This is a genomic window from Microcystis aeruginosa NIES-2549, assembly GCF_000981785.2.
GTDB lineage: Bacteria > Cyanobacteriota > Cyanobacteriia > Cyanobacteriales > Microcystaceae > Microcystis > Microcystis aeruginosa_C.
In genome coordinates this window covers 3,816,217-3,842,997 of record NZ_CP011304.1, presented here as the reverse complement: position 1 = coordinate 3,842,997, position 26,781 = coordinate 3,816,217, and the positions used below count along the sequence as shown (strand labels likewise).

General features: G+C 42.5%; 27 protein-coding genes and 1 pseudogene. 19 read left to right on the top strand and 9 right to left on the bottom strand.

Translation table 11 applies throughout. The features are described from left to right. Positions 1–2: 2 nt before the first annotated feature. Complete coding sequence (gene polA / locus myaer_RS18870; protein WP_046663215.1) at positions 3–2,873, bottom strand: DNA polymerase I; 2,871 nt, start codon at positions 2,871–2,873, stop codon at positions 3–5. 337 nt (positions 2,874–3,210) lie between these two features. On the opposite strand from polA, the gene myaer_RS18865 reads away from it, so the two are divergent. The 6 genes from myaer_RS18865 to myaer_RS18840 all read left to right on the top strand — a co-directional run bounded on the left by myaer_RS18865 (position 3,211) and on the right by myaer_RS18840 (position 9,172). Continuing rightward, positions 3,211–3,447 (top strand): hypothetical protein, encoded by a 237-nt coding sequence (locus tag myaer_RS18865; protein ID WP_046663214.1) that lies wholly within the window; start codon positions 3,211–3,213, stop codon positions 3,445–3,447. After that, the gene (locus myaer_RS18860) at positions 3,444–3,872 is read left to right on the top strand and encodes a type II toxin-antitoxin system VapC family toxin (protein ID WP_002781451.1); all 429 of its coding nucleotides are present in this window, start codon (positions 3,444–3,446) and stop codon (positions 3,870–3,872) included. Before myaer_RS18865 ends, myaer_RS18860 begins: the two co-directional genes overlap by 4 nt. 201 nt (positions 3,873–4,073) lie before the next feature. After that, on the top strand, positions 4,074–5,000 hold the full coding sequence (locus myaer_RS18855; protein ID WP_046663213.1) for a UDP-glucuronic acid decarboxylase family protein: 927 nt from the start codon (positions 4,074–4,076) through the stop codon (positions 4,998–5,000). A gap of 45 nt (positions 5,001–5,045) precedes the next feature. Further along, positions 5,046–6,431 carry a UDP-glucose dehydrogenase family protein gene (locus tag myaer_RS18850; RefSeq protein WP_046663212.1) on the top strand — a complete coding sequence of 462 codons (1,386 nt, stop codon included), beginning with the start codon at positions 5,046–5,048 and terminating at the stop codon, positions 6,429–6,431. Positions 6,432–6,671: 240 nt separating this feature from the next. After that, the gene (locus myaer_RS18845; protein WP_046663211.1) at positions 6,672–7,355 is read left to right on the top strand and encodes a Mo-dependent nitrogenase C-terminal domain-containing protein; all 684 of its coding nucleotides are present in this window, start codon (positions 6,672–6,674) and stop codon (positions 7,353–7,355) included. Positions 7,356–7,483: 128 nt separating this feature from the next. Beyond that, the gene (locus myaer_RS18840) at positions 7,484–9,172 is read left to right on the top strand and encodes a SulP family inorganic anion transporter (RefSeq protein WP_046663210.1); all 1,689 of its coding nucleotides are present in this window, start codon (positions 7,484–7,486) and stop codon (positions 9,170–9,172) included. Positions 9,173–9,411: 239 nt separating this feature from the next. On the opposite strand, the gene myaer_RS18835 is transcribed toward myaer_RS18840, so the two are convergent. The 6 genes from myaer_RS18835 to radA form a co-directional block, all read right to left on the bottom strand. After that, the gene (locus myaer_RS18835; RefSeq protein WP_046663208.1) at positions 9,412–9,867 is read right to left on the bottom strand and encodes a DUF29 domain-containing protein; all 456 of its coding nucleotides are present in this window, start codon (positions 9,865–9,867) and stop codon (positions 9,412–9,414) included. 11 nt (positions 9,868–9,878) lie between these two features. Beyond that, on the bottom strand, positions 9,879–10,334 hold the full coding sequence (locus tag myaer_RS18830) for a DUF29 domain-containing protein (RefSeq protein ID WP_046663206.1): 456 nt from the start codon (positions 10,332–10,334) through the stop codon (positions 9,879–9,881). Positions 10,335–10,345: 11 nt separating this feature from the next. Beyond that, positions 10,346–10,801, bottom strand: coding sequence for a DUF29 domain-containing protein (locus myaer_RS18825; RefSeq protein WP_046663205.1), 456 nt, complete (start codon positions 10,799–10,801; stop codon positions 10,346–10,348). A gap of 11 nt (positions 10,802–10,812) precedes the next feature. Further along, positions 10,813–11,268, bottom strand: coding sequence for a DUF29 domain-containing protein (locus myaer_RS18820; protein ID WP_046663204.1), 456 nt, complete (start codon positions 11,266–11,268; stop codon positions 10,813–10,815). 72 nt (positions 11,269–11,340) lie between these two features. Next, positions 11,341–11,442, bottom strand: coding sequence for a cytochrome b6-f complex subunit PetL (gene petL / locus myaer_RS18815; RefSeq protein ID WP_002791324.1), 102 nt, complete (start codon positions 11,440–11,442; stop codon positions 11,341–11,343). A gap of 45 nt (positions 11,443–11,487) precedes the next feature. After that, positions 11,488–13,014, bottom strand: a complete 1,527-nt coding sequence (gene radA / locus myaer_RS18810) for a DNA repair protein RadA (protein WP_046663203.1) — start codon at positions 13,012–13,014, stop codon at positions 11,488–11,490. 233 nt (positions 13,015–13,247) lie between these two features. On the opposite strand from radA, the gene rpaB reads away from it, so the two are divergent. From rpaB to myaer_RS18750, 12 genes and pseudogenes are all read left to right on the top strand, one after another. Then, positions 13,248–13,976, top strand: coding sequence for a response regulator transcription factor RpaB (rpaB, locus tag myaer_RS18805; protein ID WP_002781934.1), 729 nt, complete (start codon positions 13,248–13,250; stop codon positions 13,974–13,976). 9 nt (positions 13,977–13,985) lie between these two features. Continuing rightward, positions 13,986–14,627: a cofactor assembly of complex C subunit B gene (locus myaer_RS18800; RefSeq protein ID WP_002781940.1), complete on the top strand. Its 642-nt coding sequence runs from the start codon at positions 13,986–13,988 to the stop codon at positions 14,625–14,627. A gap of 81 nt (positions 14,628–14,708) precedes the next feature. Next, a pseudogene (locus tag myaer_RS22575) lies at positions 14,709–14,813 on the top strand (polyhydroxyalkanoate biosynthesis repressor PhaR); the annotation flags it as partial. A 524-nt stretch (positions 14,814–15,337) separates the two neighbouring features. Beyond that, positions 15,338–18,358, top strand: a complete 3,021-nt coding sequence (locus myaer_RS18790) for a peptidase domain-containing ABC transporter (protein ID WP_052734200.1) — start codon at positions 15,338–15,340, stop codon at positions 18,356–18,358. Positions 18,359–19,325: 967 nt separating this feature from the next. Continuing rightward, positions 19,326–20,915: an HlyD family efflux transporter periplasmic adaptor subunit gene (locus myaer_RS18785; RefSeq protein ID WP_046663202.1), complete on the top strand. Its 1,590-nt coding sequence runs from the start codon at positions 19,326–19,328 to the stop codon at positions 20,913–20,915. Between the two features lie 30 nt (positions 20,916–20,945). Beyond that, entirely contained in the window at positions 20,946–21,266 is a 321-nt protein-coding gene (locus myaer_RS18780; protein WP_002781948.1) for a HetP family heterocyst commitment protein, read from the top strand. Positions 21,267–21,553: 287 nt separating this feature from the next. After that, positions 21,554–21,766 carry a hypothetical protein gene (locus myaer_RS18775; RefSeq protein WP_046663201.1) on the top strand — a complete coding sequence of 71 codons (213 nt, stop codon included), beginning with the start codon at positions 21,554–21,556 and terminating at the stop codon, positions 21,764–21,766. Between the two features lie 213 nt (positions 21,767–21,979). Further along, the gene (locus tag myaer_RS18770; RefSeq protein ID WP_046663200.1) at positions 21,980–22,249 is read left to right on the top strand and encodes a hypothetical protein; all 270 of its coding nucleotides are present in this window, start codon (positions 21,980–21,982) and stop codon (positions 22,247–22,249) included. A 380-nt stretch (positions 22,250–22,629) separates the two neighbouring features. Beyond that, positions 22,630–22,866: a hypothetical protein gene (locus tag myaer_RS18765; protein ID WP_046663199.1), complete on the top strand. Its 237-nt coding sequence runs from the start codon at positions 22,630–22,632 to the stop codon at positions 22,864–22,866. A gap of 45 nt (positions 22,867–22,911) precedes the next feature. After that, positions 22,912–23,157: a hypothetical protein gene (locus myaer_RS18760; protein WP_046663198.1), complete on the top strand. Its 246-nt coding sequence runs from the start codon at positions 22,912–22,914 to the stop codon at positions 23,155–23,157. A 20-nt stretch (positions 23,158–23,177) separates the two neighbouring features. Continuing rightward, the gene (locus tag myaer_RS18755; protein WP_046663197.1) at positions 23,178–23,390 is read left to right on the top strand and encodes a hypothetical protein; all 213 of its coding nucleotides are present in this window, start codon (positions 23,178–23,180) and stop codon (positions 23,388–23,390) included. 222 nt (positions 23,391–23,612) lie between these two features. Next, positions 23,613–24,353 (top strand): peptidylprolyl isomerase, encoded by a 741-nt coding sequence (locus myaer_RS18750; protein ID WP_046663195.1) that lies wholly within the window; start codon positions 23,613–23,615, stop codon positions 24,351–24,353. On the opposite strand, the gene myaer_RS18745 is transcribed toward myaer_RS18750, so the two are convergent. Together myaer_RS18745 and myaer_RS18740 are read right to left on the bottom strand one after the other, a co-directional pair. Further along, positions 24,333–25,178, bottom strand: a complete 846-nt coding sequence (locus myaer_RS18745; protein WP_046663194.1) for a hypothetical protein — start codon at positions 25,176–25,178, stop codon at positions 24,333–24,335. The genes myaer_RS18750 and myaer_RS18745 overlap by 21 nt on opposite strands. A 792-nt stretch (positions 25,179–25,970) precedes the next feature. Beyond that, the gene (locus myaer_RS18740) at positions 25,971–26,300 is read right to left on the bottom strand and encodes an NAD(P)H-quinone oxidoreductase subunit M (RefSeq protein ID WP_002738864.1); all 330 of its coding nucleotides are present in this window, start codon (positions 26,298–26,300) and stop codon (positions 25,971–25,973) included. Positions 26,301–26,494: 194 nt separating this feature from the next. Between myaer_RS18740 and rpsO the strand changes: the two genes are divergently transcribed. Then, on the top strand, positions 26,495–26,764 hold the full coding sequence (rpsO, locus tag myaer_RS18735; protein WP_046663193.1) for a 30S ribosomal protein S15: 270 nt from the start codon (positions 26,495–26,497) through the stop codon (positions 26,762–26,764). Positions 26,765–26,781: the final 17 nt, after the last annotated feature.

Genomic DNA, 26,781 nt, shown 5'->3' with positions numbered 1-26,781 from the left:
TTTTATTTGGTTTCCATCCAATTGTCACCAGCTTTAATTTCTACCAAGAGAGGGATCGTCAAGGAGACAGCTTCTTCCATAGTCGTCTTGATTTTTGACTCTAGGGATGGCCATTCTTCCCTCGGTACTTCCAAGACTAATTCATCATGGACTTGCAGCAGTAATCTCGCTCGATAATTTTGCAGTACCTCGGCCAGTTTTACCATCGCTACTTTAATAATATCAGCACTGGAACCCTGAATGGGCGCATTAGCGGCCGATCTTAATAATTGTGCTTCCTCGTTGTTGAGTTTGAGGCTATCTAAATCGATGTCATGTAAGGACAGTCCTCGCAGTCTTTTTAAGAGAGGATTATCGAAGTTAAAATAACGTCTTCTGCCCAAAATTGTTTCTACATATCCCTGAGCGATCGCTTGTTTTTTACTATTCTCTAAATACTCAAATACTTGGGCATAACGTTGATGATATTTTTCAATAAATTTTCTGCCCTGTTCTACGGTTAATTTCGATTCACGGGCGAATTTTTGCGCTCCCATGCCATAAATAACCCCGAAGTTAATTGTTTTTCCTAAACTGCGTTCTTCTGGGGTAATTTCCCCTTTATCAAAGAGCAATTGAGCGGTGACTTTATGAACATCTTGATTACTACGATACGCTTCTAATAAAACTGGTTCTTGACTGAGATGAGCGAGAATTCTTAACTCGATTTGTGAGTAGTCCGCTGACACCAATAAGTAACCATCTTCGGGGATAAAAGCTTGACGAATTCGCCTGGAAAATTCACTGCGAATAGGGATATTTTGTAGGTTAGGATTGGAGGATGATAAGCGTCCGGTGCTGGTGATGGTTTGATTAAAATCTGTATGTACTCTTGCGGTTTTTGGTTCGGCTAATTTCGGTAAAGCATCCACATAGGTGGATTTTAATTTGGATAAGGTGCGATGTTCAAGGATATAATCAATCAGGGGATGATCGCCTTGTAGTTTCTCTAAAACACTTTGATCAGTAGAGTAACCTGTTTTAGTTTTTCTGGATTTTTTGCGATTGAGTGCCAATCGATCAAAGAGGATTTCACTTAACTGTTTAGGAGAGCCAAGATTAAAAGTTTCTCCGATGGATTCGTAAGCTTTTTTTTCTATGTCTGCCAAGTCTCTTTCTAGTTGCTGGGACAAGTTTTTTAGATAATTGATATTAATTTTTATACCATAATTTTCCATCTGCCACAGCACCATGACTAAGGGAGATTCTATTTCAGAGAATAATTGATATAAAGGGGGAATTTTAGTTAATTCTGCCTGTAATTTTTCTCGAAGTAAATAGGTAGCGTAGGCATCTAATCCGCAGTAGGTAGCAGTAGTGGTAATATCTAAATCAGCTATGGTTTTTCCCGTAGGAATACCGAGACTTTTATAACTAAGGGAAGTGATACCAGTTAAATAGCGATCGCATAAATCTTCGAGATTATGAGTTAGTTCGGGATGGAGGACATAACTAGCCACCATAGTATCAAAAACTAGACCTTTAACGGTAATTCCTTGATGATAAAAAACATCAATATCAAATTTCGCATTCTGGAAGACTTTCGGATAATCATCACTGGCTAAAATTGGGCGTAATTTTTCGAGAACTATCTCTAGATTTAAATTATCACCGCTCTGGTGGCCGATGGGAATATAGGCCATAGCATTTAATTCTTTTCCCCAACAGCAACCGATGCCAACTAATTTGGCTACACGAGGATTTAAATCCGTGGTTTCGGTATCCCAAGCGACAGGACATTGCCGATTAGTGAAAGTTGTTAATTTTGCCAGTAAAGCATCTAACTTAGGAATAGTATCAATAATGTCGGGAGCAATTAGAACTGGTGGAGAAATAGGGGGTAAATCAAACAGAGACAATTGATTATAATCAGCATCGCTAGTTAATTCTAGGGTAGGAGTGCCACCTAGATGCTGTTGAATTTGATCGAGTTTCTGGAGAATTTTCTTTAACTCTAATTTTTCCAATAAAGGTTTAACTAAACGCCGATCAAAACCTCGGAGACGAAATTTCTCTTCTTCGAGGCTAACGGTGGCATCAAGGGCAATTTTGGCTAAATAGCGAGAACTTTCGGCTGCGGTTTTTCCCTCTAATAATTTAGTTTTTACCATTCCCTTGATCGATTCCAGATTGGTATATATATCCTCTAAGTTATCGTATTTTTTTAATAAATCTATCGCTGTTTTTTCGCCAATTCCGCGCACTCCGGGGATATTATCAGACTTATCACCGCAAAGAGCTTTAAAATCTACTACCTGTTTTGGTGTTACCCCTAACTTTTCCGTGACAGCTTGGGAATTAAATTCTGTATAACCCTGTCCCGATGTATTTTTGACTGCATTAATATCCAGATAGAGAACTGTGGTTTTTTTCTCCTCATCTACCAATTGGAATAAATCTCGATCGCCTGTTAAAATCTTGACCGTATAACCATTATCGCCGGCTTGTTTTGCCAAAGTTCCTAAAACATCATCTGCTTCGTAACCCGGGGAAGTAACAATAGGAATATTCATCGCTGCCAAGAGACTTTGCAGATTAGTTAAATCGGGGCGAAATTCTTCGGGAGTTTCTTGCCGATTAGCCTTATAATTAACATCAGCTTCATGGCGAAAAGAAGGGACTGCTAAATCAAAAGCAACTGCTAAATAAGCGGGTTTTTGAGTTTCTAGTAACTGCAGCAGAGAATTTAAAAACCCAAAACAAACACTGGTGGGAATGCCGCTAGAAGTACGCAGAGGACCAGAACGAGACTTAGCAAAGGCATAATAGGCACGAAAAGCCAAAGAATGCCCATCGATCAGGATAAATAACTTATTTTGCCCGGCACTGGTCATAATCTAGCCTCTTTAGTCCTATCAAAATAATACTAAATAGTGTATAAAATTTACATCCCCTATTTTGCCCGAATTTGCCTAAATTTGACAAGGTAGTTTCTTCTGTATTAGACTATAACAGATGCTGGCCTTGTTCTAACCTTAAATCTTTCTATCTCTTTACAGGCGGCGGATGCCTGTGCTACCAATTGCATCAATGTCATTTACAGGCATCCTGTTTGTACCACTAGGGAACTATCAGAAAAATGCGGATTACTGTAGGATCTGTTTTAAAGCTGTTAGCGAAGGGAATTATGCTACACTAGCATCAATATCTAGTCAAAAAGGCTTGTAATTTATGACTCCTCATCTTTCTCTTAGCCAGATTATAGAATCTATCGATAAACTTTCTTTAGAAGAACAAAACCAATTATTTGAAAAATTAGCGCAGAAAAAACAACAACAAGAGCATCCACTGGTCAATATACCAGTTACACTAACCTATAATCCCCTCTTAGATGAAGTCATAGAGAGTATGGAAACCTATCGTCAAAAAGTTGACCAAGAAGACAGTCAACAAGTTGAAACACCGTGACTCAATATATATTAGATACCGATCATATAACCCTACTGCAAAAACTACATCCGAACTTAGTTCGGAGAGTAGCGTCTATCGATCCTGATGATACGGCTATAACAATTATTACTTTAGAAGAACAAGTAAGAGGATGGTTCAGCGTGATCAGAAAATACTCTCAAAGCAATCAATATGAAAAGTTAATCAAAGGCTATCAAGGTTTGAGAGATATAGTTAATTATCTGAGCAAATTTAAAATTTTGAACTATACTTTAGAAGCTCATTATCATTTCAGAGAATTACGGGAGCAAAAAATTCGTATAGGAACACAAGATTTAAGAATTGCAGCGATTAGTTTATCAGAAAACAGTATTTTAGTAACACGCAATTATCGTGATTTCTCTCAAATCCCTAATTTACGCCTACAAGATTGGACAATATAGAACTCTGTAGGGATGACTACGAAAATTGTTACATTTTTTAAGGATTACCGAGCCATTATTCAGCCATTAGCCAGGCCTCGGCGATCGCTGATAACTGATAACTGATCACTGATACTTAACACCCCGTCAAAAAAAATATTTGCCAAAAAGCCAGCGTAAGGGTATTTTAATAATAATTTTAGATGAGTACTTTGCGATTACATGAGAATCCTAGTTACAGGCGGTGCGGGTTTTATTGGTTCCCATCTAATTGATCGCTTGATGGAACAGGGTCATGAAGTGATCTGTCTGGATAACTTCTACACGGGGACGCGCCGAAATATCGTTAAATGGCTAGGAAATCCTTATTTTGAGCTAATTCGTCACGATATCACCGAGCCGATCCGTTTAGAAGTCGATCAGATTTATCACCTGGCCTGTCCTGCTTCCCCGATCCACTATCAATATAATCCCGTCAAAACGATTAAAACCAATGTTTTAGGGACTATGTATATGCTGGGCCTAGCTAAAAGGGTAAAAGCGCGATTTTTGCTCGCTTCTACCTCAGAAGTCTATGGCGATCCTGATGTGCATCCCCAAACGGAAGAATATCGAGGTAATGTCAACTGCATTGGACCGCGTTCCTGTTATGACGAAGGTAAAAGGGTGGCGGAAACCCTGGCTTTTGAGTATTATCGGGAGCATAAAGTCGATATCCGGGTGGCCCGGATTTTCAACACCTACGGCCCGCGAATGCTGGAAAACGATGGTCGAGTGGTGAGTAATTTCGTGGTACAAGCTTTGCGCGGTGAACCCTTAACGGTTTATGGTCAAGGTTCCCAAACCCGCAGTTTTTGCTATGTTTCTGACCTGGTGGAAGGGTTAATGCGTTTGATGAATGGGGACTTTATCGGGCCGGTTAATCTCGGCAATCCCGACGAATACACAATTCTGGAATTAGCGCAAGTGATCCAAGGTATGATCAATCCCGAGGCCGAATTGGTCTATAAACCACTGCCGGAAGATGATCCCAAGCAGCGACAACCGGATATCACTCGTGCTAAAACCTATTTGGATTGGAGTCCAACTATTCCTCTACGCCAGGGTTTAAAAATGACGATCGAGGATTTCCGTTCTCGTCTCAGCTAATCCCTAATCAATAAATTTAACCTAATTGTCACCGGAGTGATTATCATGCGTGTTTGTGTTATCGGAACGGGTTATGTGGGTTTAGTCACCGGGGTTTGTCTAGCACATATCGGCCATCATGTTATCTGTATTGATAACAATGAAGAAAAAGTCAAATTGATGAAATCGGGACAATCTCCCATCTATGAACCGGGGTTATCGGAATTAATGCAGTCTTCGGCAGCCTCCGGCAATCTGGAATTCTCCACAGACCTAGAAGCGGGAGTTAAACACGGCGAAATCCTCTTTATCGCAGTTGGTACACCAGCACTACCCACGGGAGAAAGTGACACCCGTTATGTGGAAGCGGTGGCCCGGGGTATTGGGGCCCATCTCAACGGTGGTTATAAAGTAATCGTCAATAAATCTACCGTTCCCATCGGTTCCGGGGATTGGGTACGGATGATCGTCCTCGATGGCGTGGCCGAGAGACAAAAAAATCTCGTAGCTGCGGTTGGCGGTATTAGTACACTAGAACGTATCGAAGCGGAATTCGATGTGGTCAGCAATCCCGAATTTTTACGCGAAGGTTCGGCAGTTTATGATACTTTTAACCCTGATCGCATTGTTTTAGGCAGTAATAACCCGAAAGCCATCGAAATGATGAAGGAATTGTACGCGCCTTTGGTTGAACGCCAATTCGCTGACGATACCTCCTTGCCTCCCGTTCCCGTGGTGGTTACGGATCTCAGTTCGGCGGAAATGATTAAATACGCCGCTAATGCCTTCCTAGCCACCAAAATTAGCTTTATTAACGAAGTAGCTAACATCTGCGATCGCGTCGGGGCCGATGTCACCCAAGTGGCTAAAGGTATCGGTTTAGATTCCCGTATCGGCAGCAAGTTCCTCTCGGCCGGGATCGGTTGGGGGGGTTCCTGTTTTCCCAAAGATGTGTCGGCTTTGGTACATACCGCAGAAGACTACGGTTACGAAACGGAATTACTTAACGCCGCTATCAATGTTAACAAACGTCAACGGACAATTGCGATCGAAAAACTGCAACAGGAATTAAAAATCCTCAAGGGTAAAACCGTCGGTTTGTTGGGATTAACTTTTAAACCCGATACCGATGATATGCGCGATGCTCCGGCTTTAACCATGATCGAACAGTTAAATCGTTTAGGTGCTAAGGTAAAAGCCTATGATCCGATCGTTTCCCAAAGTGGTTTAAGTCACGGTCTAAGCGGTGTGATTATCGAATCGGATCCAGAAAGATTGGCCGATGGTTGTGACGCTTTGGTGGTGGTGACGGAATGGCAAGAATTTCTCCGTCTCGACTACGGCAAAATGGTTAAAACCATGCGCGAACCCGTGTTAATTGATGGTCGCAATTTCCTCGATCCTGCGGTGGTGACAGCAGCCGGTTTCCGTTACCTCGGTATTGGCCGTTAATCCCAGGAATCCGCCTTTTCAGCAGGACTGACGCGGTTGGGGAAGGAGCAAAAAGCACCAACCCTTACCCCCGCTCCTGGGGGCGAAAATTGCCCGATTATGCCGCCTGAAAAATGAAAACTTCCTCCCTGACCCTAAGGATGGTTGCAATGGTTACATGATGTGAACAGGAGCCACTAGAATCCAGAAGCGATCGGTAGAATGGAATTGAGAAACTAGAAATCAGTTTTAGCAATACCTATGGTTAGCTCTGTTCAATATCGCTACACTAACGAACAAGTTAGGGACTGGTTACGGGGATTACTGACAATTGCCTGGTCTGATGGGGATTATAGCACCAGCGAACAGGAATCGATCGCCCGTTTCGCTCACGAATTAGAATTAGATGACGACCACGTTCTCTATCAGTCGATTAGTCCCGAAGAATTGGCCGCAAGTTTCGGTCATGACCCCAAAATATCAGAAAACTTCCTCCGCACGGCGGTGATGGTAGCGATCGCCGATGGCATTTATTCCCCCGCAGAAGCGGCATTACTGCATAGTTATCGGGATGCTTTCGGGTTAGAAATCGAGGCCCTGTCAGCTTTAGAACATACTGTCTGTGAAATTCCCGAAATTACCACGGAAGCGCAGAAATCTGAGTTTATCAGTGCCGAACATCCCCACCCGGATCTGCTGCATCCCCTCAAAGACTGGTTAGATGGGGTAGAAATGCACGATCCGCGTTTGGCCCGGTTTATCTGCAAAATGGTCCCACCTCAATGTCCTTTTGAACGGGATATCGTGCTGTTTGGTCATAAATTAGTCCATATTCCGCCCCTGTGCAAGTTAAATCCTCTCTACGAGCAATTAGTCGGTTTACGCTTCCGGGCTTTATCATACTTAGCCGATGATTGTCAAGAGGATATTTCTGAGTATATTTAGCTAATTTAACTAAAATTGCGGTTAACACGGTATAAATATGCTGCTGACAGAAAATATCTCAGCCTAAGGGCTTTTCCTAGCTAATTCTTCCGTTAAAATTAGGTGAAGTCGCCGTTAAGAGAGAAACTATGAGTAAAAACTCCCGACGAGTGGATTTTCCTGATTTACCCGGGCTAAAAAACCTGCGCTCCTATCAATGGCAGTGGCTGGGGAGAGATATCCTCGCCGGTGTCACCGTGGCAGCCTACGCTATTCCCCAGTGTATGGCCTACGGCGACCTGGCCGGAGTCGAGCCGGTGGTGGGATTGTGGACTCTCGTGCCAGCGGCCCTAGTTTACGCCCTTTTCGGTTCCTCATCGCAACTATCCCTCGGACCGGAATCGACCACGGCAGTGATGACGGCGGCAGCGATCGCACCTATGGTAAGCCTTCAAGGGGAAAATTACGGTAGTTTAGCGGCTTTTTTAGCCCTAATGGTCGGTTTAATCTGTTTAGTTGGTTATATCGCCCGCTTGGGATTTTTAGCTAATTTACTCTCCAAACCGATCCTGATCGGTTATATGGCGGGAGTGGCGGTGATCATGATTGCGGGACAACTGGGTAAAATTAGTGGTTTGTCAATCCGTGAAAATACGGTTTTTAAAGAAATTTTAGCTTTTTTTCGGGGAATAAATCAATGGCACTGGCCAACCCTTAGCCTCGCTCTATTGCTGCTACTATTTCTATTTGTCATCCAAAAATATTTTCCCAAAGCACCGGGTCCCTTGCTGGCGGTTTTACTGGGAACCCTCGCTGTCGCCACCCTCCATCTCGATCAAGAGGGGGTGGCAGTAGTGGGGAAAATTAGCAATACTTTGCCTAATTTTGGCTTACCAACCCTAGATTTTTCCCAATTACTACCCCTAGGAACCGCAGCCGTCGGCATTGCCCTGGTGGGCTATTCCGATAACGTTTTGACCGCTAGAGCCTTCGCCGCACGCCATAACCAAGAAATCGATGCCAATCAAGAATTTTTAGCCCTGGGACTGGGGAATCTGGCGGCGGGTTTTTGTCAGGGATTTCCCATCAGCAGCAGTGCCAGTCGCACCGCGGTGGGCGATTCCGTGGGCAGTAAAAGTCAGCTTTACTCCCTAGTGGTGGCAGTGGTGGTGGTGGCGGTCATTTTCCTGCTCGGTCCACTACTGGCACTCTTTCCCAAGGCCGCTTTGGGTGCGCTGGTGATTTATGCAGCCTGTAAACTGGTGGATATTGCCGGCGCTAAACGACTAAAAAGCTTTCGCAATAGTGAGTTTAATCTCGCTGTCCTGACCATGGTGGGGGTGCTAACCACGGGGATTTTAAGCGGGGTTGCTATCGCCATCGGTCTCTCGGTTATCGATTTATTGGCCCGCATTACTCGGCCCGATGATGCGGTCTTGGGTAAGGTTCCGGGGGTGATGGGTTTACACGCGCTCCAGGATTGGCCGGAAGCGCAAACAATACCGGGGTTGGTTATCTATCGTTACGATGCCCCCTTATTTTTTGCTAATGCGGCCGACTTTAAACGTCGCGCTCTCAGTGCCATTGCCCGGGAGACAAAACCGGTAGAATGGTTTGTCTTGAATACGGAGGCTCTTGGGGAATTGGATAGTACAGCAGTGGAGATTCTTGAGGAATTAGCAGCAGAATTATCAAGACAGGGTATAGTTTTCGCTCTCGCTAGGGTTAAACACGATCTGTACTTAGAATTGCAACGTTCCCGCTTGTTAGATAAAATTAGCGAGGAGAGGATTTACTATACTTTGCCGGCGGCGATCGAAGCTTTTAAAAATCGTTAGCTGATGCCAAATCCTTTTTTAATAGTGTGATTCACTGTCAATCTAATCTTAAAAACCCAGTTGACAAAATGAGGCTAAAAAATCGGGATTTTAAAGCGATAGGCTCTGAGGATTTCGTTTTAATCCAGAACTGAGTTAACCTACTGTTCACTGCTGAGAAGATTCTAAGAGTGATAACAAACCGAAATCCTTTTCGTAGAGAATTTTTAAGTCGGGAATAACAGTCATTATCATCTCCTTTATTCGTAAGGTGGTAGCCAATTAGGATCGAGAAGTTCTTCTAAACTGTAGGGACAAATATCAGGAAAGTTGACTTTATTATCGGTTTTTTGACGAACGTATCGCACTGCATCTTCATAGATATTATCAAATTCTTGCTCCAGATATTTACGAAGATTCGTGGTTAAATAACGTTTTAGTTGATCTTTAAAACTCACGATCTCTGCTTTCCAATGACCTTGATTATATTCTCTTTCCCTTGGCCAAAATTGTAATAATAAACAATGTCTGATAATTTGCTGTAAAAAACTGGCAACACGAAACTTCTTCTCGTTTCCCAAATCTTCTAACTCCTCGATTAAATTCTCTAAATCTAAAGCGTCAAATTTTTTTGCTTTCAAAAGTTCGATGGTTTCTTCCAACCAGAGAGAATCATCAATCTCGTAGATAGTTTTTAAGTCGGGAATAACAGTCATTATCATCTCCTTTATTCGTAAGGTGGCAGCCAATTAGGATCGAGAAGTTCTTCTAAACTGTAGGGACAAGTATCAGGGAAAATAACTTTATTCTTTGTCTTTTTCCGCACAAAGAAAACTGCATCTTCATAAATGTTGGTTAATTCATTTTGTAAATAATTACGGAGATTGGTGGTTAAGCCTCTTTTTAGCTGAATTTGAAAGTTGACTATTTCTAACTCCCAGTGATCCTGATTATATGCTCTTTCCTTTGTCCAAAACTGTAGGAGTAAAAAATGTCTAATAATTTGCTCTAATAAACTAGCAACACGAAACTTTTTTTCGTTTCCCAAGTCTTCTAACTCCCCGATTAAGTTTTCTAAGTCTAAAGCGTCAAATTTTTTAGCCTTGAGCAGTTCTATAGTTTCTGCTAACCAGAGGGAATCATCAATCTCGTAGATAGTTTTTAAGTCGGGAATAACAGTCATTATCATCTCCTTTATTCGTAAGGTGGCAGCCAATTAGGATCGAGAAGTTCTTCTAAACTGTAGGGACAAGTATCGGGAAAAATGACTTGATTGTTGGTCTTTTTTCTCACATAACGGAGTGCCTTCTGATAAATATTATCAAATTCTTGTTCTAAATATTTCCGTAAACTTGCCGTTAGGTAGGTATTTAATTGATCTTGAAAATTTACCAGTTCTGATTCCCAATGACTTTGATTATATTCTCTTTCCCTTGTCCAAAATTGCAGTAACAAAGCATGACGAATAATTTGCTGTAAAAAACTAGCAACACGAAACTTTTTTTCGTTTCCCAAGTCTTCTAACTCCTCGATTAAATTGTCTAAGTCTAAATCGTCAAATTTTTTAGCCTTGAGCAGTTCTATAGTTTCTGCTAACCAGAGGGAATCATCAATTTCGTAGAGAATTTTTAAGTCAGGAATAACAGTCATTATCATCTCCTTTATTCGTAAGGTGGTAGCCAATTAGGATCGAGAAGTTCTTCTAAACTGTAGGGACAAATATCAGGAAAGTTGACTTTATTATCAGTTTTTTTACGAACGTATTGCAGGGACTCAAAGTAAATTTGCTCAAATTCCTGTTCTAGATATTTGCGAAGATTTGTGGTTAAATAGCGCTTTAACTGATATTGAAAACTTATTATCTCTGCTTGCCAATGAGCCTGATTATATTCTCTTTCCCTTGTCCAAAACTGTAATAATAAACAATGTCTAATAATTTGCTGTAAAAAACTAGCAACACGAAACCTTTTTTCGTTTCCCAAGTCTTCTAACTCCTCGATTAAATTGTCTAAATCTAAAGCGTCAAATTTTTTCGCTTTCAAGAGTTCGATAGTTTCTTCTAACCAGAGAGAATCATCAATCTCGTAGAGAGTTTTTAAGTCGGGAATAACAGTCATTTTTTATCTCCCCTACAATAGGCAATAGTGACCGGTTAAATCGATCACTAGAGCTTTTTTACTGTTTATATACTAGATAATTTTAGCGGCGCGCAGACCGAAAAAGAGACCGAGGGCAATTCCGGTAAAAACGATCAGATAACCCGCTAAAGCAGCAACAGCTAACACAGACATGGTGAAAATCTCCCAAGTAATTTAATCTTTTTTAGCATTGTACCGTTATTCTTGCCCTTCCCCTTCCTCGTCTTCCATATCTTCCCCAAAGCGCTGCTGGGGGGGAATTGCGGCGACAATTGCCTCGATTACCTTGCCAACTGGGACAATTTCTAAGCCCACATCTTCGGGATAAACTTGACCTCTGGGGACAATCGCCCGTTTAAAGCCCAATTTCGCCGCTTCCTTTAATCTTAGTTCCATTTGCGACACCAAGCGCACTTGTCCGCCTAATCCCACTTCCCCGATTAAAACTGTGCGCGGATCCACGACTCGATCGCGAAAACTGGCGACAATAGCGATCGCAACTCCCAGATCCGCCGCCGGTTCTTCCACTCCCAACCCTCCTGCGGAGGCAACATAGGCATCTAATTTCGATAAAGGAATACCGACGCGTTTTTCTAAAACGGCGAGAATTTGCTGTAATCGGTTGTATTCTATCCCCGTGGTCGATCTTCGCGGGGAAGCGTAGCTGGTGGGGCTAACTAATGCCTGTAACTCCACCACAATCGGGCGTGTACCTTCACAGGCTACCACCGTCGCCGTACCCGGGGAAAATTCATCGCGATTGCCTAAAAACAATTCCGAGGGGTTTTCCACTTCCACCAAACCGTGATCCACCATCTCAAAAATACCGATCTCATGGGTGGCCCCAAAACGGTTTTTCACGGATCTTAAGAGACGATGGGAGGCATAGCGATCGCCTTCAAAATATAACACCGTATCGACCAAATGTTCCAAAACTCGCGGACCTGCGATCGCCCCTTCTTTAGTCACATGACCGACAATTAATAAAGTAATATTCTCCCGTTTTGCCACTTGCATCAAGGCGGAGGTACATTCGCGAACTTGGGCGACAGATCCCGGTGCGGAAGTTAAGGCCCCAAAATAAAGAGTTTGAATACTATCAATTACCGCTACCTGTGGGCGTAAAGATTCTAATTCTCGCAAAATTTCCTCTAAATCGGTTTCTGGCAGAACGTAGAGATGATTATCGAGTTCTGGGGTTGATTCAGAGGCTTTTTTTTCCTTGCCATTGCCGTTATTTTCCGACTCCACGGGAACCACTCCCACCCCCAAACGGGCAGCCCGCAGTTTAATCTGTTGTCCCGATTCCTCGGCGGAAACGTAGAGGATGCGCGGTAATCTTTGGGCGAGTTGGTTGGTAACTTGCAGTAAAAGCGTCGATTTGCCGATGCCCGGATCGCCACCGATTAGTACAAGAGAACCGGGGACAATGCCGCCACCGAGAACGCGATCGAATTCCCCGTAACCGGAGGGAAAACGTTCCTGTTCATACTGGGTAATTTCCGAGAAGCGAACCGAGATGCGCGGTTGGGGGTTGCGTTGCCCTTTGCCGTTATTTGGGCGACTATTTTGCCATCCTGGGCGATTTACCGCCGGATTATTGCCACCAGCTACCACTTGTTCTTCTAAAGTCCCGTAGGTGTCACAACTGGGGCATTTTCCCAACCATTGGGGAGATTCCGCCCCACAAGCACTACAGATATATATTGTTCGCGATTTCGCCATGTTTTTTAAGAAAAGTTGAAGAAAAGCGGTTTGAGGATCAATTCTCTTGTCAAATTTAGTTAAGTATGATAAAGGGGAAGGAAGACGATAAAGTTATTGATAATTGCCATAAAAGAAATAAAATAAGAAATTTAGGCTTAATGATAACGGCCAAAGGATATTCTATAAACAGGAACGCTCGTTATTTAACTTTAAAATTCATCACACTATTTAACTAAGGAGTGTTAAGTCAGTTGGAGAACCAGAAGGAAAAAATTCTCGTTGTTGATGATGAAGCCAGCATCCGTCGTATCTTAGAGACTCGTTTGTCGATGATTGGTTATGAAGTCGTCACCGCCGCCGACGGAGAGGAAGCTTTAGAAACCTTCCGCACCGCCGAACCCGATTTAGTGGTTTTGGATGTGATGATGCCGAAATTAGACGGTTACGGTGTCTGTCAGGAACTCCGCAAAGAATCGGATATTCCTATCATTATGTTAACCGCTTTGGGCGATGTGGCCGATCGAATTACCGGGCTAGAATTGGGCGCCGATGACTATGTGGTTAAACCTTTTTCTCCCAAAGAACTCGAAGCGCGGATTCGTTCGGTGTTGCGTCGGGTGGAGAAAAATGGCGCTCCGGGGATTCCCAGTTCCGGTGTGATTCATATCGGTTCCATTAAAATCGATACCAATAAACGCCAAGTTTATAAGGGGGATGAACGCATCCGTCTGACCGGTATGGAATTTAGTTTACTAGAATTATTGGTCAGTCGCTCGGGAGAAGCTTTTTCCCGCTCGGAAATCCTTCAGGAAGTTTGGGGTTATACCCCCGAACGTCATGTGGATACGCGGGTGGTAGATGTGCATATTTCCCGTTTACGAGCCAAATTAGAGGATGATCCCAGTAATCCTGAGTTAATTCTCACCGCTAGAGGTACAGGCTATCTTTTTCAACGGATTCTAGAACCAGACGAGGAATAGTTCTCAGCTATGGCACCAGCTGATCCCAATCGTATTTTAAGACTGTTACCCCTGTTCGCCGGCATCGTCGGGGGTACGGTATTAATGTTTAATCGTTTTGCCACTGCCGATTTAACCCCATCGCAAGCGCGTTCCGATGTGATGGGAGTGATTTTGAGTGGGGTTTTAATTTTGGTGGGTTTAATCTGGCAAAGAGTTCAACCCCGCTTACCAGATGCTGTGGAATTAATCGGGCGCGAAGGTCTGGAATTTGCCCCAGATTTGCCAGAACCGGTTAAAATTGAGCTTGCTTGGGCCTCCCATTTACTTTTAACCAACACCGTGACAAAATCTCTAATCGTTTATTATCGGGGAAAGGTTTTATTACGTCGCGGTATCTTAAGCCAGAATTCTGAAGTTAAAGTTAGTAATATTATCAAAAGAGTTTTAGAAACGGGTAAGGCCGTTTATTTAGTTAATTTAAATTTATATCCCGCTAAAATCGAGTTTGACTATTTGCCAGAAAACACCCAAGGCTTAATCTGTCAACCCATCGGGAAGGAAGGGGTGTTAATTTTGGCGGCAAATGCACCGCGCAGTTATACTAAACAAGATGAAATTTGGATCGAGGGAATTGCTGATAAATTAGCCAACACTTTCAGTCAATTTTAGGCGATTTCAGTAAGATTTAAGAATTCGGTTCAGATGAGAGCAAACAATTAGCGATCAAATTTTAGCTCAGGATTTTAACCAATGAATCAAACTGGTGAAACTGTTACCTATTCCCTTGAATCTGTCCTGACAAGGATCGAGGGTAAAATCGAAACTCTGCAAAAAGATATTAATGATTTGAAGATCAGCTAAGAGGTATATAAACCGCTTATTCTTAGATTAGCCGAATCTGCTCCCATTCATTTACTTTTGCCCCTTGCCCCGTCTCAACAAGCAATTTAAATTACGAACAGCTTAGCAACCAAGTAATCATCAAAGAGGGTGAGCAAAATCGAGGATTAGATGGGACGAAATGATATCGACTAAAAAACAGCAATCAAGAAATCGATCTAGGTGGGGTAGAAATAGCAAGAAAAGACTGGATGAAAATTCTCAGAATTTATCGCTTCCGATAAGTTCCAGATTAGCTTGATGCAAGGTAGTGTCTAGCTCTCCTGGAAAAACTGGCCTAAGAATTTGGCAAATTGGCATTTTTAGGAAAAGTTGATCACCGATCATGGATATAATGCCTCTTTTCTAGGTGAGTTTTCCCTCGATTTGGCTAGGATTGGGGTTGGGATAGGCAAGATCAGTGGTGGGGGTTAGAGTAAATCCTTAATCCTCACTGATTTTAAAGTAATACATTTAGTCTGTTTGGTCTGATTAATATCATGAAAAAACCCTTAACGACCCAGGGGAACGAGAAGGAAGATACTTCCTTAAAGTCTTCTCAAATCAAAGCTTTACTGCAACAACAGGCTAAAATTGCCCCAGATAAAAACGAATTGCTAGAATCCTTGAGCGAGTCTTTTCAAGTGATTAATTTCTCATTGGGAGATAGTATCAATAGCGATCCCGAAGCGAGAGGGGGGAGGGAAAATAACGAGGATTTTTACTTGATCTGTCAGGGAAGGGTTCGATTACTGGGTCAAGGTAACAAACGTTGGCTATCTGGGGGAATCTTGACAGTAGGGGATGTTTTCGGAGCAGATTCGCTATTTATTAAAGATAGTCTTCTCTACTCGCCGATTGCCGCCAGTCAGGTAACTGTAGCCCGTCTTTCCCGTCCGATGCTGCTGCAATTCTTAGAATCGTTGCCCGAATTACAACAAGCGTGGCACTCGAAAATAAAACACACCCAAACCTTAATTTTTTTCAAAACCCTAACGGATTGCCAATCAGAATCTAGTGCAAAAATTAGCAGTTTTCTGCCCTATTTACAGGAAAAATCGCTCCAGGCCCAGGAAACTCTCGATCATCTTCCCAAAGGACGCTATTGGTTGCGGCAAGGACAGATCGAGGGGATGAGCATCGGTGACAGTTGGGATAATACCACCTCCTCGCCTCCGGCCAGGGTGACGGCGACCGACGTAGTTTTATACTATCTGCCTGCCGAAACCGCTGAAAAAAAAGATATTAATCGGGAAAAAAGGGCTGAAATTCTAGTTAATCCCGCCCCTAAGTCCAATGTTATCCCCCTGCGTCCTCCTACCAGCCAAAATCAGCCCGTTGATTTTCCCAAACCCTTAAAACGGCGGTTCCGTTTCGGGCAGAAATATCCTTGGCTAGAACAACAAAGTGCCGCCGATTGCGGGGCCACCTGTCTGGCAATGATTAGCCTTTACTGGGGAAAACGCTTGAGTTTGAATAGCTTGAGGGAATTGGCGGGAGTGGGGCGATCGGGCGTATCCCTGAAAAATTTGGCAAAAACGGCGGAAACCCTCGGTTATCAGTCTCGACCGGTGCGTGCCAGTTTAAATCGTCTTCTTGAACAGAAAAATCCCTGGATAGCGCACTGGCAGGGGGATCATTTTGTTGTCGTCTATCCAGTCAGCGGCGATCGCCTATTAGTGGCCGATCCCGCCCAAGGTAAGCGTTATTATTCCCGTCAGCAATTTTTACAGGGATGGACGGGTTACGCTCTCTTGCTAGAACCGACGGCAATTTTAGGAACAATCGCCACCGATAAACCCTCTTTTAAGCGTTTTTTCCAGCTTTTGTCCCCCTACCGGGGCCTAGGCTTACAGATAATTCTGATTTCCTTGTTAATTCAATTATTTGGCCTGATCACGCCCCTATTTACCCAGATTATCCTTGATAAAGTGGTGGTCAATCGAAGCCTTTCCACCCTTAACGTCTTTGCCCTCGGGGTGTTACTTTTTGGACTCTGGAGTGTGGGACTGGTGGCAATTCGCCAGTATTGGTTGAGTTATCTCTCCAACCGTCTCGACTTGACAATGATTAGCGGTTTTATCGGCCACGCCCTCAAATTACCCCTAAAATTCTTTGAATCCCGTCATGTGGGCGATATCATCACCCGGGTCAACGAAAATGAAAAAATCCAGCGTTTTTTAGTCAGTCAGGTCATCCTAGCTTGGCTAGATTTTTTGATGGGATTCGTCTATCTGGGTTTAATGTTTTTCTACAATTGGCAGTTAACCCTACTGGTTATCGCTTTAATCCCACCCATCGCTTTGCTGACTATATTTGCTACCCCTTTCCTGCGTCAGGTATCCCGGGAGGTCTTTAACGAGGCAGCCCAACAAAATTCTTCCCTCGTCGAGACCATATCCGGGATCGCCACGGTCAAATCCCTCGGCGCTGAGGGAGAACTGCGCTGGCGTTGGGAGGAACACCTGACGGGTTTTTTAAATGCCCGTTTTCGGGGGCAAAAGTTAGGAATTAATCTACAGGCGGCCAGCGGCACGATCCACTCCCTTGGCAGTACCGCTTTACTCTGGTACGGGGCCACTCTGGTGATTGAAAATCAACTGACCATCGGCCAGTTCGTCGCTTTTAATATGTTGATCGGTAAAGTACTCAGTCCGGTGTTGGGCCTGGTCAATCTTTGGGATGAATTACAGGAAGTGACAATCTCGATCGAACGTCTCGACGATGTTTTTTCCGCTACCCCCGAAGAAACTAGCGATCGCCCGCTGCTGACTTTGCCGGGGTTACGCGGTGAAATCTGTTTCGATTCCGTCAGTTTCCGCTACCACAGCAGCGATGAGAGCAATGTTTTGGAAAATATTTCTTTCTCGGTGAATCCAGGCGAGACGGTGGCGGTGGTCGGCCGCAGCGGTTCGGGCAAAAGTACCCTATTCAAGCTGGTAGAGAGTCTCTATCACCCCGATAGCGGTACTATTCGGATCGATGGACATGATCTGACTCAGGTTTCGCCCACTTCTTTGCGGGCCCAGATGGGAGTTGTTCCCCAGGAGTGTTTTCTGTTTTCGGGAACGATTCTAGACAATATCAGGCTTTATCGCCATGAATATAGTTTAGAGGAGGTGATAGAGGCGGCTAAACTGGCCGAAGCTCACGCTTTTATTCAAAATCTCCCCCTCGGCTACAATACAAAGGTGGGGGAAAGGGGGATGAATTTATCGGGCGGCCAGAGACAAAGAATCGCCATCGCTAGGGCCCTGTTAGGTAATCCGAAAATTTTACTCCTCGATGAGGCGACCAGTTCCCTCGATACCGAATCGGAACGTCGTTTTCAAGACAATCTGGCTCGTCTATCCCGTGATCGCACTACCCTGATCATTGCCCATCGTCTTTCTACCGTCCGCAACGCCGATTCTATTCTGGTTCTCGATCGAGGTCTTTTGGTGGAACGGGGAACCCATGAAGATTTAATGGCTTTAAAAGGGTTGTACTATTACCTCGCCCACCAACAATTGGATTTATAGCGACCACCTTCTGCCCAGATCGTACTATCCTATGCCAACTTAACGCCCTATCTCCCTCATCTCCCCACTCTCCATTTTTATAGTTCTTTTCGAAAGGATTCAGTATTACTCATCGAATTTCTCTTCCTCTCTCTGTTCTTTGGACCTCTCTGGTGTATTCTTAATTTTTCTGTGCAGTTATGACAGAAAAGTTTTTCTAGGTTACATTTAACCAGACTAAACCAAGGGAGGCTATTTTATATATTTTTAATCCCTTGAGCGGTATTTTTCACCACCAGTAAATGCCAGAGTATACATATTTTGATTTGTTCTTCATCGATGATTTGATAGATAAAAATATCGACCTAGAGACAGATGTTAGACTTTCGGCAAGCCACGAAAATATAGCTGAATTTGCTCATTCTTTCAAATAAAACTATTTGATTATGGTCAATTTTTAAGGTTAAAATCGAAAATTTTCGTCTAAAAACACCGATATTATCGAAATTTTGCATTTTATTGCCAAGTGAAGCTTCAGAAAAATTAACAGTTATATTGCCATTCTGGCAACTGCAATTCTCTAGAATAAGCCACAATATAGCTAAGATTTAACTCGTGTATAACTAACTATTTTGATACTTGACAAAACTGGTAACATGAACATAATCTATTTGTGGAGCATAACTTAATAGCCAAGATAGAATCACCATATCCATCTATCATTTACTACATCCAGTATACATAAATGGGGGATCGGGAAAGCTAGAGATTTCAAGATAGATCAAAAAATAATTCTTAACTGGTTCTTGTTTATTGTTCGCTTAAAATTCTTCGATCAGTAAAAAGAAAGCGATTTGATCAACAGACATCCCTAAAGAAACACCAGATTGTTTCTTTTTCCCCTAGATTAATTATCTTGGCAAAAGTTAAGAGCAACTTGCCAGCGACCGTTTTTGCTGGGTCTCTCTCACTCTTATCAGCAGATACCATGAACAATTTACCTGAATCGAACCAAGTCGGACAAGAAACTGACAAAGAGAGGGAAATCACCATTTCTCCCGCAAAAGCGGAGCAGATTTGTGGTGGGGCAGTCGCCCCTCTCAGCACCGTAGCCGCCCCGATTCCGGGTCATTCCGCCACCACCTGGTCAACTCCCGTACAAACCCTACTCGATCAGCCCCCCGCCACCCTACCCACACGCCTATTGATGGCAGGAATGGGATTCTGTGTCATTTTCGGAACCTGGGCATGGTTCGGACAGATCGAAGAAGTGGGCAAGGCGACGGGAAAATTAATTCCCCAGGGAGAAACCTATAAAATTCAACCCCTCGAATTGGGTCAAATCAGCCGTGTAGAGGTCAAAGAAGGGGATAAAGTAAAAAAAGGACAAATTATCGCCGAGATTGACACCACAATTGCCCAAAAAGAAGTAGAACGCCTACAACAAAGCCTGAACGCTAACTACATCGAACAGACTCAGAAACGAGGCCTGTGGGAGCGGCTAAATTTGCAGGAGGACACCCAAAAAGCGATCGCAGAAGCCGAGGAAAAAGCCCAATTATCAGCGATCGCTCTTGCCGAAAGCAAACTAGACACTATCCGTCAATTATTGCGGGAACAGAAAACCCAAGCTAGTGCCTATCGCAGTCGTCGTCAGCAACTAAACCCCCTTTCCGGGGAAGCCAGCCGGCGCTCGGCCCAACTAGAGGAGGAGAAGAAAGCCCATCAGGAGCGGGTGGCTCGTTTAAAACCCTTAGCCGCCGACGGGGCGATTTCCCTGGAGATGCTCTTTCAAGCCGAACAAAACCTGCGGGAGACAGAACAGAAGATTACTATCAGTCAATTACAGGAAATCAATAACGCCGAAGAGCAGATTTTCCAAGCCTCCCAATCCCTACTCGACCTAGAGAGTCGTATCACCCAAAATCAAGGGGAATTAGCCAAAACTTACCAAGAAGTCGCCCAACTACAGGCAGAATTGCGTCGCAAGCGAGCAGAAGCGCAAGCGGTGCAGTTGGAGACCAATAAACAAAAAGCGTCGCTCGAGCTAGAAATAGCCCAGATCGATGCTCGTATACGAGAAAATAAGACCCTCTTGGCCAAAGCCCAGGAGCAACTCCGTCAAAAATATCTAACAGCACCAGTCGATGGCGTGATCTTGACTCTCAACCTGAAAAAATCAGGGGAGGTGGTGCAAGCCGGTCAAACCTTGGCCGAGGTAGCCCCCGAAGGAGTTCCTTTGGTACTCTTAGCCGAGTTGCCCAATCGGGAAGCGGGATTTATCAAATCAGGACTAACGGCCCAGGTGAAAATCGATGCTTTTCCTTACCAAGATTACGGCGTGATTGGGGGTAAAGTTGGCAAGATTTCCACCGCTACCAGAACCGATCAAGATTTAGGCGAGATCTATCAAGTGGAGATTCTGCTCGATCGCGATTCCCCTCGTCCCGGTCAGGGAGCGCTGGCGTTCAAACCCGGACAAACCGGGACGGCGGAGATTATTATCCGTCGTCGTCGCATCATCGATGTCTTATTAGAACCGCTCAAAAAGCTACAACAGGATGGGCTGACACTTTAATATCAACTTTTAATGGGAGAAACGAGGAAAATGATTCAATTACCCAGTAATTCCAATAATAAACGAGATAAAGCAATGACAGAAGAACAGTTTGACCAAATTGTCGATGCGATTCTTAATGGCAAGTATTCTTGGGCCTGTCTGTTAATTTTGCGTTTCGCTGGTTACAATCCCCTCCATTACATACCCTATCGAACCTATAACCGATTGATTAAAGATAACGCCCGCAAAGGGCCGTCAAAAACCGAGGAAATAAATTCCCTCGCCATCCGAGATTTGAATCATGTAAAAGTAATTGAGTCAGAAGTGGCTAATCTCAAGGGCGGTTTTCGGGAACTTCCTTGGTTTTAAGTGCCGATGATTCCAGTAATTCGAGAGGATAGTCAAGGTAGATAAGATTTTATCTACCTTTGTTGTCATAAATTTCAACTGACTCCATGATTGAGCAATTTTAGAGATGAATCGATCTTGCCCAATCAGAGGATATTTTTCAAAATATATGAGTTTTGCCAATTTATATAGCAAGGAAATAAATATGCCAGATTGGCAACCAAGTATATGAACAACATCCTAATATATAAATATAGAAAACAAACAAGTTTTCTAGTCAAACAACTCAAACAACAAGGAGAAAAACCATGTTAATTTCCGACATCAGCTACCTCGAAAATGTTTCTGAAAAAAATATCGAAGGAGGCAACGGTGCTTTTTTCTATTCCCGCAAAAGTCTAGATATTTCTGGTGAAGCTTTGGCTCGGGGTTTTAGCCGAGAAACTCTGGATCTCAGCGCAGAAACTGGTTCTAAATCCATTGAATACACTAGCGTCACCCGGGCAAGAGGTTTAGTTTAACCGAATCTTGTGTTTAGCCTTGCGCAAAGTTATCAAATCTAAAAGATAATTTTGACTTGATCATTAAGGCTAGGTAGATAATCAAATTTCTACCTAGCCTATTTTCCATGTCTTGTGAACCAGTTAAATCCAGAAAGCTACTGAATTATTATCGAGGTTATTTAACAGTAGCTTATAACTATTGATCCGTGTTTACTTTGGAGCAGAAAAGTAATGGTAATTATTAATTTAGAATTCTCTGAACTGACTACCGGAAAGCAGGGAATTGTCGGGGGTCAAAATTTTGATGATTTCGACTTAGATCAGGTTGCCTATATGTCAATTAACGACATAATTTTCAGTCTTGTACAAAGTCGGATTAATTCTTCGGCTATCGGTTCCCTAACGGCGAGTATCGATGTTTCTAACTCCGTTGAGGCCGGTCCTGGTTTTGCCCTTAGCACAAGTTCAATTTCGGCCGTGGCAACTACTCCGGGGGGGTAGCTAACTAGAATCCCTGACATATCGACCATAGGATTGATTTCACGACGGGTTAGCAAGACTCGTTAGGATTTTTTTATTAGAGGAGTATATTACAGCATTTATCCCAATGGTAAGGTACGAAGTCTCTAGTTTTTGGGAACGCTGGAACTGCGGAACATTTAACAGTAGCCAGTTGCTCAGAGATAAGGCCAAATTCTTTTGTACTTTATCTTTATGATAAAAGCTGTAATAAATACTCCCTCTGTACGGATTAGAGGTTGATCTAAATAAAAATAGCAATCATTCTCGATATAAAAAATAATTGCCACAATGGCAACCGCTACTAATAATTAATCGTTATTATTGTGGAACAGTTACAACATTAAACAAGGAGAAAAATTATGTTGATTAACGATCTAGAACACTTGGAAATGACCGAACAAGCCTATGAAGTAAAGGGAGCTTCAGGTATAGTAGTTATCCCCTCTTTTTCAATTGCTAATTTCAAATTTAATTCATTAGTTGTTGGTTCCCTTGGCAGCATTGCCGGTGGAGAAACTCAAGTTTTAACTACGGCTACCCCCCAGGGTTATACTACAGGTTTCTCCTTTATTTATCAAGCGGTGGCTATAGGATAGGAGCTATTCCGGCTTAATTAAGTTCAAAACTGCGAGGAACAAACTATGATCATTACCGATTTAGAGCATCTAGAATTAATGGCTCAAAATCAAAAAATTCCTAACTGTTCACCTGTTGGAGGTCAGGGATTTATTGTTCATAACCCTTGGATTAATTTGAGTGGAGTAGTTAAGGCTTCTTCAACTCCCAGTACTTTATCAATGGTATTTTCAGGAAGTGTAATAGCTAGTGACTACGCCTATCTGAATGTTATTCAGGCTGGTTATGTCTATGCGATGAGTCCTGTCTAAAATAATCAAGGAGAATAATAATGAGTCAAATCAAAATTCGGGATTTGGAATTTTGCCAAACTGAATCCCTTTATCTTGGGAGTATTCAGGGGCAGGGATGGGTTTTAAATGATCTAAGTTTTCAACCTTTATTTGTCTTTGATTTCAGTCACAATCGTATTGGTAGTTTTTCTCAGGGATTCATTACGGCTTTTGGTATTGCCATTGGTCAGCCTATTACTACCAATAGTTGAGGATAACTACTCAAAATTACACCTAGACTCTTAATTATTTCTGAGTATAAGCTAGGGTAGTTCACAAAAATTATTCCTCAGATTTTCCTTGAGTGACTAAAACTCTATCAAATTAGTTGATAGAGTTTTAGCTGCTAAGTATCTGGTCATAAATAAATATAAATTAGTATGTCAATTTAGTTGATTTATGATCATACAATTAAACGGATTCTATCTTTAAATATGCCTGACTTTCATGGAATTAAGATCGAGTTAATAGACATAGAAAAGTTTCTTAAACAGCAGCTACAGCTTAAGGAAATTTGTCAAAAAATCCTGCACCAAAGAATCATCAAGAAATCAGCCCAAGAGCATAATATTAGCGTTACACCCGCAGAAATTCAAGCGCTCGCTGACGAGCAAAGACGGGAAAAACGATTAGAAAAAGCCAGTGATACCTTGGCCTGGTTAGCAGATCAGATGATCGCTCCCGAAGATTGGGAAGCGGGAATTCAAGGGGATTTACTAACAAAAAAACTATCGACGGCTCTTTTTTCCCGGGAGGTAGAACGACATTTTGCCGAGAATCGTCTGGACTTTGAGCGAGCGATTCTTTATCGTCTGGTTATTCCCTACGAAAAATTAGCTTGGGAAGTTTTTTATCAAATTGAAGAAGAAGAAATTAGCTTTTATCAAGCTGCCCATCTTTACGATATAGACGAACAACGTCGCTTACATTGTGGCTATGAAGGAATAATCTATCGTGGTCAGTTATCCTCTTCTGGTCTTTCCAGTATCGTTTTTCAAGCTCGACCAAAAGAAATTATACAACCAGTGAAAATTAACGAAGAATATCATTTACTAATGGTGCTGGAATTTTTACCTGCGGAATTAACCGAGGAAATCCATCAGGAAATTTTACAAAAATTGTTTTCTGAATGGTTGACCAATGAGTTAAATTATTTACTTTATCGTTCGGAATAAGAGGAAAATAGGGATGATAAGGAAGAAAATTATGCCATGGTAACGGGGTTCAGCGATAATCACACAAGTGCGCGGTTGATCAGAACTATAGGTGCAAGATTGAGCCGAGACACTCAAAAAAATCATAGTATCTCTTATTGCTGTCCACTGAAAAGAACCCGTTAATAATGTGGTCACTAATTGCTGCTGATCCGTAGAGATAATATTTTCCATATAACTATTAATCGTGATGTTGTTCCCGATCAAAAACCTAGAATAATTCTCAGGAATACTTGCCGATAAACCGCTATTAATCTGGTTTAACATATCTAGTTGTCGAGGCAAAATTTCAGAACTATTATCCGAGTTTATGAGAGATTGTTCCTCAAGAAAAAAGTTAAATCTGCTGGCACTACTAACTGTATTTAACTGCGATTCACTTTGGCTATTAGATAGCTGTCTGAACAGGCTAAAATCGAAGCTTAAAGCTTGATTAGCTGGCACAAAAAATAGACTCCCTAGAGAAGCTTGAATATCAGCCCTACCAACAAAATTACTCCCAAAACCCAGAGTTTGATTAGTAAATTCAATTTGTCCTAATGATTCCAGCGCATCTGACTGGAAAAATGCGGAACCTGTCAAAATAGTCTGACTAATTCCATCCTCAGCAATATTAATTATTTGATTATTTCCCCTAGAAATAGCTCCTAGGGATGGTCGGTTAAAATTTTCTATCTTAACAAATAGCTCGGCAACGGATAAACTAGCGGCAAGGGAGGGAAAAGCCCACAGTGTAATTATACTTATGCCAGAAAACAGACTGATGGGAAAAATATTAATTTTCATTTTTTGCGGCTCAATGGTGAAAAAATATGTACTTTTGTTGAAGACAAATTTGATAGCTCAACTGTATCTTTAATATAAACACAAGCTCTAGAAAGAGAGCATCTTCCTTAAGTTCTAAGTATTTGTACTTCTCTTTTATCAAGGAGGGCGAAAAATCAAACTCCTATAAAAAGGTAGCCAAAATGTTATTTTAAAATCAACAAATAATCAAAGATTTATCTCTAAAATCAGGAAAATGTCTCTATCAATAATCCCAACTTAAATAATTTAAATACTTAGGAGAAACAGAAGAAACCCTTCGAGAATTAATTCTCGTTCATGTCTCTCCAGAAATTGGCATTTTTTTGTCAGAGAAAGCAGGGGAGAAAGTTGTGAGAGATTTTCTCTAGTTTGTACGCTAATATCTTTATGTCTCATTTTACAGTCTGATTCCTTGTCAGAATTATCAGATAGTACCTAATGAGCCTTTCTTCGTCTAATTTCTAGGTTGATGCGGTTTACTTTTGAATTGTTGTCTTGATTACTTTTGCAAGCGGTCTATTCGTTGCGAAGTGACCCTGCTTCAAAGAAGATTACTATCTCAAATCAGCAACGCCGAAAAATTTTTGATTTATGCAAGAAATCTCAAGATGTTAGTATGGCTCAAATTTTACGAGAATACATTAAGCGACTACCAAAACCACAAGAGTGACAGGCAATTGTTCCCTCACCCCAATTCGTGAAACTCCTGATTGCCGCGATACAATTTCCCCACCTGCCTAGGAGTCCGGGTGGGGACTGACGCGGGATCGTTCACCCTAATTTCGGTAAACCCATACTATAGTTCTGCACTCTGGCATTGAGATTATAGCTAATTTCCCCTTTTTGCAGGAGAGAACGGATAAAATGTTCTAGATCTGAACCGATGCGACGGAGATTATATTCGCTCAGTTCTTCCCCATTGTAGGACTCTACCAATTCATCAAACTTACTATAAACCTTATTGAGAGCCACTTCTTCCCAATTAAATTCATTATCGGGATCCACATCAAGAGTCAAGACATTGTTACTCTCGATTAATTGATTATTTTTTACTTCAGCCGTATAAATGCGAATATGACGGGTCGTGGATTTTAACAGCATGGAATCTTCAGGGTAAGTTAGACGCTATGTCTAAGATTTTGCCATGATTTGCGGCAATGGGGAATTGGGGAAATGGGGAATTGGGGAGATTGGGAAGCTGTCTCATCACCCTATCACCCGAACAATGTTTACGGATCGACCAGAAACATGATACTATGATAGATTGCAGTGTTTAAGCAGAGATCACGAGTCCTATGGCCTTAACCCAGACCAAAAAACAAGAACTAATCAGCCAATATCAGGCCCACGAAACCGATACAGGATCATCGGAGTTACAGGTAGCTTTCTTAACCGAGAGAATCAACCAACTGACCGAACACCTGAAAGCTAACCCGAAAGACCACGCTTCCCGCCGGGGATTACTCCAGATGATCGGTCGTCGTCGGGGACTGTTAACCTATATCCAGAAGAAAGATCAACAACGCTATCAAACCCTGATCGCTCGTCTCGGAATTCGCCGTTAAGCTTACCCCCTTTGCAT